Genomic DNA, 14704 nt, shown 5'->3' with positions numbered 1-14704 from the left:
GGGAAGCTCTTTACTTTAATCCTAGTTTTGGTAAATTAGCGATTATGATTTATTTTATGAGATTACTTTAATCTTTTATAGCCATATACAGCTTTGTTTCCCAACTCTTCCTCGATGCGGAGCAACTGGTTGTATTTAGCCATACGGTCTGAACGGCTCAATGAACCGGTCTTGATCTGTCCGCTGTTGGTAGCAACGGCGATGTCGGCGATCGTTGCATCTTCTGTTTCGCCGGAGCGGTGAGAAGTGACGGTCGTGTAGCCGTGACGGTGAGCCATCTCGATCGCATTCAGTGTTTCAGTCAATGAACCGATCTGGTTTACTTTGATCAGGATCGAGTTGGCGCAACCTTCCTGAATACCTTTCGACAGGAAGTCGACGTTTGTAACGAACAAGTCGTCACCTACCAGCTGGCAACGGTTACCGATACGGTCGGTCAGCTTCTTCCAGCCTTCCCAGTCGTTTTCGTTCATACCGTCTTCGATAGAGTCGATCGGATATTCGTTGATCAGTTTTTCCAGGTAATCTACCTGTTCGTCGGAAGTACGTTTTACGCCTTTGTCACCTTCGAACTTCGTATAGTCGTAGATACCATCTTTGTAGAATTCGGAAGAAGCGCAGTCCATACCGATCATGATGTCTTTGCCCGGTTCGTATCCGGCAGCCTTGATAGCGGCAAGGATCGAGTTCAAAGCATCTTCCGTTCCTTCCAGAGCAGGAGCGAAACCGCCTTCGTCACCTACGGCAGTGCTCAGGCCACGGTCGTGCAACACTTTCTTCAATGCGTGGAATACTTCGGCACCCATACGCAGACCTTCCTTGAAAGAAGGAGCACCTACCGGGCGAATCATAAATTCCTGGAAAGCGATCGGAGCGTCACTGTGTGAACCGCCGTTGATGATGTTCATCATCGGAACCGGCATCACGTATGTGTTTGTTCCGCCGATATATCTATATAAAGGAATATCCAGATAGTTGGCAGCAGCCTTGGCAACTGCAAGGGAAACACCGAGGATGGCGTTTGCACCGAGGTTTGATTTGGTCTTCGTTCCGTCCAGTTCGAGCATGGCCTGGTCGATACCTACCTGATCCAATGCTGACATGCCTTTCAGGGCCGGAGCGATTATCTTGTTTACGTTTTCAACAGCTTTCAGTACACCTTTACCGCAATAGCGTTTCTTGTCACCGTCGCGCAGTTCCAGTGCTTCGTGTTCGCCGGTCGATGCGCCGGAGGGGACAGAAGCTCTGCCTGTTACACCTGATTCCAATAATACATCTACTTCTACGGTAGGGTTACCTCTTGAGTCGAGGATTTCACGTCCTGTAATCTTTTCTATTTTCATTGTTTGTTCATTTTTAAGACGGAACAAATATAGAAAGAGATCGGAGAACGTGAAATCACCATAAATGGGCATTCTGTGCCCGTGAAATACCTATTTGTTGGTAGGGTAGATCTTCGATAGGAACTTCTCTTTGTCTACGATGAAACGGATATGCGTCCCTTCGCCGATCGTCCCCTTTGAGTCTTGTGCCACAACGCTGAAAGTGAGTTTGCGGCCATCCGCTTCCTGTAAGGTTGCCGTGGCGGAAATTGTTTCTCCCAGCGGGGACGGTTTGATATGTGACGTGTTCATCTGTGCACCTACGGTTGTCGAGCCTTCCGGCAGTTCGGCGGCAACAGCCAGCATGGCTGCGTTTTCCATTAAAGCCACCATCGACGGTGTGGCGAATACATCCAGGTCGCCCGATCCCATGGTACGGGCTGAGTTAGCGGCACTGACTACGGTACTGCTTGTGTGTTGTAATCCTTTTTCCAGCATATTATTTACTTATTTGGGCAGCTAAAATACAAAAAATAGAGAACCGCTTCCCCATATTTCATCATGTTTATCGGGCATAGCCGTTATCATGGGGGCGGATGAGGCAAAACCGATCTCACCAGTATAGGCAGTTTCGCTATTACGGTCACCTGTTTTATACATTAGTTTCAGGTTAGCCCCGATACCACACTTTTTCAAGTGGTAGACATACGTCGCAGCCAGTTGTACGGCTGTAAAGTCGCTGTTATAATAGGCATACGGGGCAAATGTATGCTGGAAATCCAGGTGCTCGATATGGGTGTTCTTCATAACGACATCATACTGGCTGTCTGTTGCCAGTTGCCTGATAAAGAAACAGGAAATATCTGTTTCCGACTTTTTCAGTTTCATCTTATATCCGATTCCGATATGCGGAGACACTGAACTATTTTTCACCCGGTAATTCTCTTCTTTGTATTTCTCTTCGCGCTGGAATAAAGCTGCACCACCTGTCAGTTCCAATGAGTGAGCCGGATTGATCCGGTAACTGGCTTTCAGTTGTACAAGACTTTCCGATTTCGAACTGCTGTATTTCTGTTGTGTGTCGATCAGACGAAAATCGTAAATGTTGTTTGCTTCGTCCACCAGATATTGTTCGAATATATTTTCATATCCCTTCCGCCTGTCGGTATGATTTTCCAGAAACAAAGTGAAACTAAGAGGGGATGATGGAAGCCATTTCAGCTGTACGGTCGGATTTATCCGGTGGGTACGTGATTCGTACAAATCCCTGATATCCGACTCTTCCGTCTTCATAAAATCATATTTATAACCGAGGGCTGCCGACAGGATGAACGGCTTATCGACCGGTGATTGATAAGTAACCATCGCATTCCCTTCATTCAAATAATACATGCGTGAATAACCGAACAAGACACCACTCAGACGGACATCGTAAAGCCCGAATCCGTAGCCGATAAAGAACCTGTCCTGCTGTCCGGGGCGCCAGTAATGCATCGTGATATGTTGCTTGTTACGTTCGAAGCCAGCCTGTACCATCACCAGATGTCGGTTGAAGAACCTGCCTGCCCCGATACCTAAACTGAGCCATGTCGTGTTGTTCAACGCTCTCGGATCAGATTTGCGATGTGCCTGCTCTCCGTGAAATGAAGCATATACGCCCAGGAACAGCTTCTTTAGTTGGAAAGAATAGCCGCCTTCGATCCGGTAATCTTCAAAATGGAAATCACCGCCCACCGAGTCGGTCGATATATACGGCTGATATAATTCAGCATAACGTGTAGCATTCCATCCGATGTTCCGGTGGGTACCACGGGCATACTGGGCCGTACCGAAGATAGTTCCTGCAGACGAGATCGAGTATTCGCCCGATCCCATGATCCGGAAATCTTCATACGCATTCCCTTCATAAGGGAGGAAATCACCGTCGAGATCACCGGCTGCATATCCGGTCGCTATTACAGAGCGGTATTTTCCCGTATTGAGCAGGTTGCTGTGCGTATGTTTCAGTTCATAAAATGCAGGATTACGGTATAACAGTTGCTGCCATTTCGTTTCCATATCGGACGATACCGTATTGTAACGGCTTTCGGAAGGGGAGAGCGACGTTTGCAGGCAGTCTGTCAGGCTAGCCGTTTGTCCGTCTGCCCGGAAGATCGTCAGTAAGTAACCTGCGAACAGGAATAGATATTTCATTTGGGTATGTTGCATAGTTGTCATAAGCTAAAATTCAGGAATAATTCAACACCGAAATAAGGGTCGGTCCACTCCCTGTCGGTTTTCTTGCCGCCGGTCGTGTATTTAGGGTTGATGTCGATGATACCGTTTACGAAGAAAGAGAGTTTGGCATACTTGTTGAACTCTTTTGTCGCTTTGATATTCCAGAGTAAAGAGACCGGCTTGTTGTTGCGTGCATAACCGATCGGCAGAATTGTTTTCTTCAGGTGCCGGAATACAATGTCATCCGAATTGATCTTCTCTATCTCTGCTGCACTGACTTCATGTACAACACCTTCAAGATCCATATAAGCATAAGGATATTTCTCATGAGAATCTTTATATTGCTGGGAAGATAGCCATACCAACTGAATGAAATTAGTAAAGATCAGTTTGAACTTCGGGATATGCGTATTCAACCATATATTCGTATTCAACCGGCGGTACTCATTTTGCGGGTCTGTATTGTAAATTCCGACATACGGATAAACGTTGTTTGCAATCTTCTTGTTCGGATAGTAATATTCAGGCAATACAGAGCCGTAATTTGTTTTGTAATAGGCACCGTTCAACTCGATGGTCGTGTATAAAGGATGTATCCTGGGAAAGATGATCCGGTATTCCATACCTTTCTTGATTGTTTTCCTGCTGTTCATAACACGGGAAGAGTTCGTAAACAGGCTGTAACTCTCTTTTATATAGTCCTCCTTTTGTGGAATATGGTTGCTGATGTTGACACCCGGTTTTACCGTGTTGTATAAATCATAAGTCAGCGGATTATAAATTGTGAAATACTCGAATCCCGATTTTGTTTCCTCATAAAAAGCGGTGACGGAAATATCAAAACCTTTATACTCCAGATCCCATCCGGCTTCCATCTTCCGGTTTCTGTTTTCACGGATATCTTTATTGGCAACATCGAAGATATTCGTATAAGTGATCAGGCGACGGTATTCCGGTTTATTCGTATAAGCATTCAGCATATAGAAATCTTTATAAAGCTTTTCCGGATACAGATAATCGAGTGTCGGCAATTTATTTTCCATCCCGTAGCCTATACGGAAATTATTCTTGAGTGTGCTTCCAAACGTATATGACAGGTTTATACGAGGTTCGGACAAGACATGATTTGCCAGGGCGTAGTCGTCCGGCAGATTAAACATTTGCGTGATCCTGCCTCCCAGCGATAGTTTTAGTAGGCGGTTGTCGTTTATTCCATATAGAAGTTCGCCCTGCAGATAAGCTGCACCGACCGAAAGAGCCGGAATCTGCCAGTTCGGACGCGGACGCATATAGCTGTTGTCGTAAGGAAAAGGCGGTCGTGTTTCATCTCCGATCACTGCTCCATCCCCTTTGTTCTTGGAACGACGGTATTCCAGTCCGTACTGTACATGGATACCGAGTGGATCGGATAACTGGAAACGTGATATGGCGTGTAATTGGGTAAAGAGATTTACCGGGATATTTTCGATATAAAAATCGCTGTAATACATGGCCGGAAGGAAAACCCCTTCATGCTCGCCCTCTTCTTTAGCCAAAGGCATGTTGAGCGGTCCGCCCGACGAGCTCACAAATTTATGTCGTGTAATCTTATCGAATACAACATCGGAAGAAAGCATAAATTCCAGTTTGTCTATCCAGAAACGATTCAGTGTCAGATTACTTTTCAATAACAGGTTGGTTTTTGAATAATCAGCTTTATAGCTTTCATCATACTCGTAGGTCAGCTCATCTTTCTTCATTTTATTCATTGTGACGGTCTGGTTTAGTTTGACATCCAGATCGAGTTGGTAATCATCCCATTTCAGCTGATTATTATAGTAGGCTTGTGCCGTAAGGCGTGAGAATTTATCCATTTCTTCGCGTATATCGTCGATGGAATGTAAATAATCTGCTCCGAGGTGAAGTGTTCCGGCCTTGTCCGACAGCTTGAATCCCTTCCCTGCATAAACCAGCTTATTCTTCAGGTCGGCTTTTACGCGGACCCGTAAAGGGGTTACCCCATATTTGGAATTGACCTGGATCATTCCGCTGGACAGGTTTCCGTAGCGAGCGGAAGAAATACCGCGGGTAAATTCGACGCTTTGTATATGGTCTGTCGAAATATAGCGCATATCGACTCCCTGATTCATGCCGGTGCGGCTTTTAATTTCAGTATCCCCGCTATAAGAAAAGGAGTTTTCAGTCACTCCAACCAGCTGGGTACGCATACCGTCGTTCGTAACCGGTGCTCCATCCGTCATAATTGCAACCCCGAGGGAGGTGTTGGCGTCGCTTCCCGCTTGGCGTGAAGATATTTGAGTAAAACTGCTCATGTCGTTTTCTTTATATACATTGCCGGGAAGCAACAGCAGGACATCTGCCAGTGAAGTGGGCTGTATATACTCAATAGCAGCTTCATTGACGACCAGTTTGTCACGCTTCGTTCGCTTGGCCATGACTTCAAACTCGGGCAGGGCAATGCTGGTGACGGATAGCTTGATTTCTATTTCCGTCTCTTTCTGCACGTCAATCAGCTTTTCTTCGGGCTTATATCCCAGGCAGCTTATTTGTATCCGGTGGATACCGCCCGGAACTTTGGGTAAGATAAAATAGCCGTTTATATCGCTGACTGTCCGGATATTTTGCTCATCGATGGTAATCATGGCAAAACTGACGGGCTGACTGTCGGAGGCTGATAAAATGTTACCTTTCAAGATATACAGATTATTATTCTCTTCTGTTGCCTGTATGTAACAAAAGCATTGCAGTGTTGCGAAAAGGAAGAAAAGAAATATCGATTTGGGATGAAACATACGGGTAAGGATTGAATTATTTTGAAAAAGGGGTTATGTCATAAGTCACTCTCGTGTATGCTTCATCGACACAACCCCCATTCATTTGGCAAATATGATTTTATTTATTACGCCATCCTACAGGGAATGCATTCTGGCCTTTTTGCATAATAAAGTCATCCGAAGAGTTGTTGGTATCCTGGTAGAATGTTTGTTCCCCAACCATTTTGGGTTTACGGATAGCCAATTCCTGACGGTGGCAACCGGTAACCAGGAACTTTCCACGGTCGACAGATTCCGGAATAGTACGTGTCACGATATCCTGAGGTACATCACTGGTCTGTACGCCATCCAGGATCAGGCTGGTCGGTATAGCCCATAGCTTGACATCGATCGTTTCGGCCGGAGTCTCTGAGGTAGCCGGTATTTCATGGTAGAAAGGAACCGAGTTGTCGGCGATAAATTTTTCTATCGTTGCTTTTTCCCCGTTTTCGATCTTGAACATGAATGGGGCAAAATAACCTCTCGGCTGGAATGAGAAGCCGACGGAGTAACGTTTCCCTGCACTGGGATTCGTGAAATAGGCATCCCCGTTTTCTGAGAGCAATACGTTCGGTACCTCCGGATTATCCACATCATTGGCATCCGGTCCGTAATAGATTTCAAAATCAGCACCGGAAAGGTCGACGGCATGATCGTAACCGATAATTTTTATCTCTCCGTTGATCTCCATTTCTTCCACAATGGCTGAATGGTCGATGGCCGTAAAAGCGATAACCAGCTTTTCACCCGGGTTAACCGGATGTTCCGTACCGTTTCCGGGGATCGTAATAAAGCCGGGAACCGGAACTTTATCGGGATAAAATTGATCGTACCATAATTCTTTAGGAGCCCAGGTCAATTGGTTTGCTACGGCTATAGAAAGACCGTCGGCGTAAAGAATCTCTGCTGTAGGATTGAAGATTACCATATACTGGTCGGGATGCATCATCAGACCTGTATTTTGTTCCCCGTTGAAGAATATTTCACTGAAGATGAAATTACTGCCATTCCCGTTTGCCGGTAATGCACTCAGATTTCCTTCGATTTCCTGTCCGTTCTGATTGACGGATATATTTTCCATTTTCACGGAGATATAGATCGAATCGGCACCGCTTGCATCCAGTATTTTTTCTTCGATGGAGATATTATAGGTTCCCATATAGAGATTGGCTGTGCCGATACCTGTTGCATCCAGTATACAGTGTGTCGTGTCCTGGTTACGCATGTTGGTGAATACGGCATTAAGACCTTTAATCATGTCTGCATCGAAGGTGTCTTCGATGACCGGTTTGGCTGAGAACTTCACCAATACTTTTTGTTCGGTAACCTCTTTCTTTTCGTCGTCGCTGCATGAGCAGAGGACGGTCGATCCAACTAGCCCCAGGGCCAGTATGAAGTGTAGAAATTTATTCATTGTGCGTCTTATTTTAATTAAAATTATTAATGAGAAAACATAATAAGAGCCCGGGCAAAGCTATATAAGCCTTGTCTGTATTTATTCTTCCAATAAAGGACCGGGAGTTTTGTCAGGAAAATATCACGTAGAGTACGGGGATGATCAACCCAGCCAGCAGGTACCATTTACCGCGTCCGCCTATCCCGTATTTGCCTTTGACGATGACAATTCCGGAGATGGCAAAGAACAGGAGCGAAACGGCGAACAGGTCGGCCATCAGGTTCCATCCGTTTACCCGGTTATAATGCATCTTATTGATCCAGTAGACGAAAGGACGTTTCTGGTGTATCTCGTATTCCAGTCTCCCTTCCGGGATATGATAGATACCCATTCCCCCTTCGCACATCACTTTGATATGTGTATCATCAGTCGATAGTATCTTTTTGACAGGTGGAAGCCGGAGTATATCCAGCCATTGTTTTTCCAATTCCTCCTTAGTGAGATTTTCCTCAATATTTATTACTTCTTGCCGTGTTTTGAAAGCGGGGTCTTTCCCATTCATGTGGTTTAACAGAAATCCTGATATTCCGTAGATAAAGCAAACACCAACTAACAAGAAACCTAAATCGCGGTGAACACTGCGTAGCCAATAAAGAGTTTTACCTTTATTCAACCACTTCATAATGATCTCCGTTTACATAATAAACGGGGTAATAATCTTTGCTGTTGTCGGCCATCCACTCTTTCATCTGATTCACATTTTTCATGACGGCATCACAGCGTTCCATTTCGCATCCCTCTTTTTCCATCTCTTCTTTGACGGCTGTCTCCTGCTTATCGATGGCATCTTTGGTGATACGGTGTTCTTTTACCACCCCTTTTACTTCTATTTCCGAACCGATCAGTTCTTTGTCGAACGAGGCGATATCACCTCCGGCCATAATCTGGATGGATATATCCGATCCGTCTTCACCTGAAAGGAAACATTTCTTTCCGGCATGTTTGCAGACATGCGTCACAAAGCCTTTTAAGGCAATCTCTTTATCGACCAGCGAACTGCCGTCCTTCATCAGTTTTTCAGGAGTGTAGGCAGTGGCGATTGCTTTGGCAGCGGATGCCTCGCAACAACTCTTTTCTTCTTTTTGTGCGCTCTGCTTGTTATTGCTGTTACAAGCTGTGAGGCAGAAAGCCAGGCAGAGCGATAAGGATAAATACTTAAACATAGATTTAAACATATTAATAAATACTTAATAATTTACACTGCAAAGATATAATGGGCTTTCGTTTAGCTAAATACCTAACAGTAGGGATTTTTGCCCGGGGCATACCTACTTTTAGGCGAACAGGCGGAAATCTCCTTTTTATGCTTTTGCAGAAGAATAATCCGCAGAAAACCGGTAAAGCCCCGGATAAAATCAATATCTTAGCACCTTGAAGACTTAATCAGTAATACCATGAAAAGAAGAAACTTTTTCCGTTCACTGGCCCTCGGTGGGGCAAGTGTTGCTTTTTCTCCCATCGTAAAGGCTGTTCCCGCGGTGCAGGCAGATAAAGAGAAACCAGCAACCAATATAAAGGATGCTCTGGCTGTTCCCAGAAAGGAAAATTCCATGCCGGGTAAATATCCCGGAAAAGTAGCCCGTACAACTCATCCCGGCTGCATTGTCGACGGACAGCCTTCCGAAGAAGCTGCTTATGAAATGCTTAGGAACTGTATGTTGAATCTGACCGGAAAGAGTAATCTGAAAGAAGCCTGGCTACAGTTTGTCGGTCCTGACGATGTGATCGGATTAAAAGTAAATCCGATAGCAGGGAAACTGTTGTCTACTTCACATGCGTTGACGCAATCCATTATCAACCAGTTGGAGGAAGCCGGTATTTCCCGGAAGAATGTCATTATCTGGGACAGGCGAGAAGCGGACCTGAAGGAATCTGGTTTTACCACAGAGAACTATCCGGATATAAAGATCATCGGGACAGAGTATCAGGATGAGAAAGGCAGTTATATCAATGCCGAAGGCAAATTCTATGGGGAAGGACGGATCGATAAGGAGCAGTACTTTTCCGTTGACCTCGAAGGAGAATATGATGCCTATACGATGCCTTTCATGATCAATGGTGGAAAAAACTCTTATTTCACGAAGATATGTACGGAGATGGTAACGAAGATCATCAATGTGCCGGTTCTGAAGAATGCTGGAACAACAATCACTTGCTGCATGAAGAATCTGGCTTTCGGTTCTATTACGAATACGGCCCGGTTACACGGCCCGATGTGGCATGATACCTGTGCTTCGGTTTGTGCTTTCCCTCCGTTACGGGATAAGGTGGTGTTGAATATTGTCGACGGAATGATCGGTTGCTTTGACGGCGGACCGGCTGCCAATCCCCAATTTATCTGCCATTATAATACTATCCTGGCTGGAAGTGATCCGGTGGCGGTCGACCGTATCAGTTACGATATAGTGATCGCCAAGCGTATCGAAGAGGGATTGCAGGAAGAAGAGAAAGCCGGAGCACGTACCTTTATGGATATGGCGCAGGAGTTTCAACTCGGTGTAGCTGATAAGGATAAAATCGAACTGATAGAAACAACGTTGCAGGTATGAAACATTTTATACGATGGGCAGGTTTCCTGCTGTTGATCCCCGCCTTTCTGGTTGCACAGGAGGTTGAAGTGAAAAGGGAACGGGTGTTTACAGGCTCGGGACTCTACGGGTTTATGAACGGCGGCGCGGAGCAGTTCCTCGAATACGGTGTCAGCAAACTGACCGCCCGGGATGTGGTTTACGACGGACAAGAATATACAATAGAGATTTATGAGATGCCGACACCCGAGGATGCTTTCGGTATTTATTCGTTGCATGTGTTCCGGTGTCAGCGGGCGGATACATTGGGATGTATCGATTGTCTTTCGCCTTATCAGTTGCAAGCGGTAGCCGGGAATAAATATGTTTCGGTTGTTTTTCCTTCCGGTTCGGCTGCTGCGAAGAATAAGGTTGACGGGTTGATCCGGCAGTATCTTCCGATGGATGGAAAGGATAATCCGGAATTTCCGGCATTATTAAAGGAGCTGTCTCCCTGGTCGGGCAAACTAAAGTTTTTCCGTGGACCGATCGGTATCTCCGGCGTTAGTACTTCATTGATGCATAACCTGGAAGAGATTGATTATACCGGAGTTTGGTTTATCGCAGATAAACCTTCGAAAAGTTACCGTGCTTTGGTCTGTGTGAAAGAAGAAAAAGAGTTGAAGAAGCTGAAAGAAAAAGTTCCCGCCTCCGATATTATTCAGAGTGGGAACGATTTTATCTATATTCGTGGTAATGAAAAAGAATCGGAAGAAGAGGATCACGGAGGGTTTGGTTTTTAACTTACGCGCCTCCGGTTCCTCTCGGGAGGGGAGAAGATATTTTTAGAGTTTCCACCCGATCGTCTTTTCCTGGATCGTCCATAGTTTGTGATACAATCCCTGATTGCGGAGCAGTTCGTCGTGCGTACCTTGTTCGGCGATATAACCGTCTTCCAGCACGATGATTTTGTCGGCGTTGCGGATCGTCTTTAGCCGGTGGGCGATGACGATGACTGTACGCCCTTCGATCAGGGTGTTGATGGCTTTTTGCACTTCCACTTCGTTTTCGGGATCGAGGGAGGCGGTGGCTTCATCCAGCAGAACGATGGGAGCTTCTTTTAGTATGGCACGGGCGATGGAAAGACGTTGCTTTTCACCGCCTGACAGTGTACAGCCGCCTTCCCCCACCATTGTGTCGTAACCACCCGGCAGACGCATGATGAAGTCGTGACAGCAAGCCTTGCGGGCAGCGGCTTCTATTTCGGAGTCAGTCGCATTGCTTTTGCCGAAACGGATATTGTTCTTGATTGTGTCCTGGAACAGATAGACATCCTGGAAAACCATCGATATATGCTTCATCAGCGACTCGGGTTCCAACTCTTTCATATCCTGCCTGTTCAACAGGACTTTCCCTTTTTGAGGATCGTAGAAACGGGCGCATAACTTCATCAGCGTGCTCTTACCGCTTCCCGATGGACCGACCAGTGCGGTTAGCGAACCTTGTTTCAACGTGAGCGATACATCATGCAATATCTCTTTCTCACCGTAACCGAACGATACCTTTTCGAAAGTGATATCCCCGTGTTTCGGGCTTTCCTTTTTTCCTGTCATTTCCGGTTCACGCATCAGGTTGAGGATACGGCCACCGGCAATGGAGAAATAGCGGAACTCAGCGAAATTGGTCAGTGCCGAGGTCAGCGGGTCGAAGACGCGAGAGCCGACAATCAGGAACATGACGAAAGTAAGTAGGTCGAGTTGGCCGCCTACCAGCAGATAGGCACCGCAAAGGATCATCAGAGTCAGTCCGGCACGTACCAGGGTGATGGACAGCAGGATGAACGGTCCCATCAGGGCTTCCAGGCGCAGGCTGGCCCGACGCAGATCGGCAAATGCCTTTTGCAGGCGTTCGAATTTACCTCCCAGCAGGTTATATGCTTTTATGACGCGAATACCCTGCAGATATTCTTCCAGGCGGCTGCCCGCATTCACTTTCGCTTCTATCTGCTTTCGACTCAGGCTGTATTGTATGCGGGTACTTCCTGTCAGGACCAGAACCGCCAGCGGAAGAGCGATGAACATGGCTACCGACATCCGCCAGTCGATCCATAATAACCCGAAGAAAGCGAGTACAGGCATAACCAATGCACCCATCAGCTGGGGAAGATGGTGGGAGATACCAGTCTCCGCCAACGTAAAGTCACTGATCATCATGCTGGCAAGGTCGCCCGGATCATGCCGGAAGAGGGAGCCTAAGGGCAAGCGGCGCAGATGTTCCGCCAACCGTATCCGGCCGTCGGCACTCATTTCGTAAGCGCCGCGGAAATTGTGCCGGTACGACTGGCGTTCGGCAACGGCCATCACCAGCATATAAGCGGCGAGGATGCCGAAGATAACCCACAGGCGGGTCGTGTCGAGTCCGCTGCCACTGCCGTCGAAGGCTTTAAAGATGATGTTCACTGCCTCTATCGAAAGCATGAAAGGTACAATATTGACCAGGTTGGCCAGAATAGTGAACCCGACCGGTTTCCTGAGCCGTTCGGTGTGGCCGATCGTTATATTTTGAAGTGCATTCATTCTTGTTATCTCCTTATTTCTTTAATGTCCATTGAAAAGCGTCGGTATAGGCATCCCACATCTGTTTATAGAGTCCTTCGTTTACCGAAAGTTCGCTGTGGATGCCTTGCTGGGCGATCTCTCCCTCTTTTAAAACAATGATCTGGTTGGCCGAAATGATCGACGACAGGCGGTGGGCGATGATGATGACTGTCTTTTCCCTGATCAGTTCCTGGATAGCAAGTTGCATCTTGTATTCATTTTCGGGGTCGGCAAATGCGGTAGCTTCGTCCAGTACCAGGATCGGGGAGTTTTTCAGGATGGCACGTGCCACGGCTACCCGTTGCGCTTCTCCACCGGAGAGGTAAACGCCGCCTTCACCGATTAGTGTCTGATACCCTTGTGGTAACCGGCGGATGAAATCGTCGCATTGGGCAGCACGGGCAGCGGCTATCACCTGTTCCTCGGTGGCATCGGGTTTACCGACACGGATATTCTCGTATAAGGTATCGAAGAAGAGGAAGGTGTCCTGGAAAACGAAAGAGACCTGATCCATCAATAGTTCGGAAGGGATATTCCGGATATCAGCGCCGCCGATCTTGATCGTCCCTTCGGTAACGTCCCAGAAACGGGGAATCAGGTTGGCAATGGTGGATTTGCCGGAGCCGGAAGGACCGACCAATGCGGTTATCTCACCGGCACGGGCGGTAAAACTTATATGTTTCAGAGCTTCGGTACGAGTCTTTTCTTTGGCGTTTTCATAGGAGAAACTGACATTTTCAAAACAGATGTCATGCCCTTTCGGTTGTTGAGGGGTTACGGGTTCCGGTACAGGTTTTTCTGCAAAGATGGCATCGATACGATGAACGCCTTCATCTATTTCCCGTGTGTTCGATGCCAGGAAAGTTAATTTATAGAAAGGGGAGGCGACACCGGGGCCTAATATAATAAAGAATAGGTAGACGGCTGCCAATGCTATATTTCCCGGCTGACCATCCAGTAGTAATAAACCGACGGGAATAATAAAGGTGACGATTGAGTTCAGCAATACGATAAACGTGACCATTCCCGGTTGATAAGTATCGCACACATTCAGTGCATATTCCTTAAACCGGTAGATCGATTTACTGAACTGGCGGAATGACTCCACCGTCTGCCCGAATATTTTCACAACGGGCATTCCCCTGACATACTGGACGGCTGAGGCACTCATCTGTTCCGATGTATCGAAATACATTTTGAAGAACTCCTGCGCTTTCTTACCAAACATCATGGAGAACTGGACGGATATACCGATTACGATTGCCAGCAGGCAGACTGCCGCCATCCAGCCATTCAGACTAAAGAAGATGACGAACATAACAATAACGGTCGTTGCTGCATTTACCAGGTCAGGGATGGTATGCGCCACGAAGTTCTCGATCTTTTCCACATTCTGTTCCAGGGCTTTCTTGATCGCTCCTGTCGATGTGCCGTTCAGATAACCCAGCGGTAACCGTCCGATATGTTCCGAAAGCCTGACACGCAGGCCGTATAAGATACGGAACGCTGCCACATGGGATGCCATCAGTCCGCCATAGAGTAACAACAAGGCAGCTGCCAGTCCGATAAAGGCGATCCATGCCCATCGGATCATGTATCCGCTGTCCGAAGCCGTTACGTTTCCGGCATTTTTCAACAACTCATCCAGTACCTGATAGACTGACAGATAAGGAACCAGCATACAGCAGGCACTTAACGCCGACAAAAATCCCGCCAGGATCAGTAGCCCTTTCTTTTCACCTGCGATCTCTAACAGACGCGATAACCCTTTTTTCTTTTGCTCTTTCATATT

At 46.7% G+C, this 14704-nt stretch carries 11 protein-coding genes; 2 read left to right on the top strand and 9 right to left on the bottom strand.

Features of this window, described 5'->3' with window-relative positions:
* Positions 1-62: 62 nt before the first annotated feature.
* The 7 genes from eno to DWW23_RS02715 form a co-directional block, all read right to left on the bottom strand.
* Positions 63-1343: a phosphopyruvate hydratase gene (eno, locus tag DWW23_RS02745; protein WP_122351766.1), complete on the bottom strand. Its 1281-nt coding sequence runs from the start codon at positions 1341-1343 to the stop codon at positions 63-65.
* A 90-nt stretch (positions 1344-1433) separates the two neighbouring features.
* Positions 1434-1820 (bottom strand): thioesterase family protein, encoded by a 387-nt coding sequence (locus DWW23_RS02740; protein WP_122351765.1) that lies wholly within the window; start codon positions 1818-1820, stop codon positions 1434-1436.
* 21 nt (positions 1821-1841) lie between these two features.
* Complete coding sequence (locus DWW23_RS02735; protein ID WP_147382583.1) at positions 1842-3515, bottom strand: DUF6850 family outer membrane beta-barrel protein; 1674 nt, start codon at positions 3513-3515, stop codon at positions 1842-1844.
* Between the two features lie 20 nt (positions 3516-3535).
* Positions 3536-6232 (bottom strand): carboxypeptidase-like regulatory domain-containing protein, encoded by a 2697-nt coding sequence (locus DWW23_RS02730; RefSeq protein ID WP_233564250.1) that lies wholly within the window; start codon positions 6230-6232, stop codon positions 3536-3538.
* A gap of 199 nt (positions 6233-6431) precedes the next feature.
* Positions 6432-7766: a DUF4876 domain-containing protein gene (locus tag DWW23_RS02725; protein WP_122351762.1), complete on the bottom strand. Its 1335-nt coding sequence runs from the start codon at positions 7764-7766 to the stop codon at positions 6432-6434.
* 112 nt (positions 7767-7878) lie between these two features.
* The gene (locus tag DWW23_RS02720; protein WP_122351761.1) at positions 7879-8430 is read right to left on the bottom strand and encodes a PepSY-associated TM helix domain-containing protein; all 552 of its coding nucleotides are present in this window, start codon (positions 8428-8430) and stop codon (positions 7879-7881) included.
* Positions 8414-8971, bottom strand: a complete 558-nt coding sequence (locus tag DWW23_RS02715) for an OB-fold nucleic acid binding domain-containing protein (RefSeq protein ID WP_147382582.1) — start codon at positions 8969-8971, stop codon at positions 8414-8416. The genes DWW23_RS02720 and DWW23_RS02715 overlap by 17 nt, the downstream gene beginning before the upstream one ends.
* A gap of 231 nt (positions 8972-9202) precedes the next feature.
* Between DWW23_RS02715 and DWW23_RS02710 the strand changes: the two genes are divergently transcribed.
* Both DWW23_RS02710 and DWW23_RS02705 read left to right on the top strand, forming a co-directional pair.
* Positions 9203-10357, top strand: a complete 1155-nt coding sequence (locus DWW23_RS02710) for a DUF362 domain-containing protein (protein WP_122351759.1) — start codon at positions 9203-9205, stop codon at positions 10355-10357.
* A complete protein-coding gene (locus tag DWW23_RS02705) occupies positions 10354-11118 on the top strand; it encodes a DUF6599 family protein (protein WP_122351758.1) in 765 nt (254 codons plus the stop codon). Before DWW23_RS02710 ends, DWW23_RS02705 begins: the two co-directional genes overlap by 4 nt.
* A gap of 42 nt (positions 11119-11160) precedes the next feature.
* Here DWW23_RS02705 and DWW23_RS02700 read toward each other — a convergent pair whose 3' ends face one another.
* Together DWW23_RS02700 and DWW23_RS02695 are read right to left on the bottom strand one after the other, a co-directional pair.
* Positions 11161-12891, bottom strand: a complete 1731-nt coding sequence (locus tag DWW23_RS02700; RefSeq protein ID WP_122351757.1) for an ABC transporter ATP-binding protein — start codon at positions 12889-12891, stop codon at positions 11161-11163.
* Between the two features lie 13 nt (positions 12892-12904).
* Positions 12905-14701: an ABC transporter ATP-binding protein gene (locus DWW23_RS02695; RefSeq protein WP_122351756.1), complete on the bottom strand. Its 1797-nt coding sequence runs from the start codon at positions 14699-14701 to the stop codon at positions 12905-12907.
* Positions 14702-14704 lie beyond the last annotated feature (3 nt).

The sequence above is a fragment of the Parabacteroides sp. AF14-59 genome (assembly GCF_003479515.1).
Lineage (GTDB): Bacteria > Bacteroidota > Bacteroidia > Bacteroidales > Tannerellaceae > Parabacteroides > Parabacteroides faecis.
Note: the sequence above shows the minus strand (reverse complement) of the source record. Positions and strands in the feature narration are given on the sequence as shown.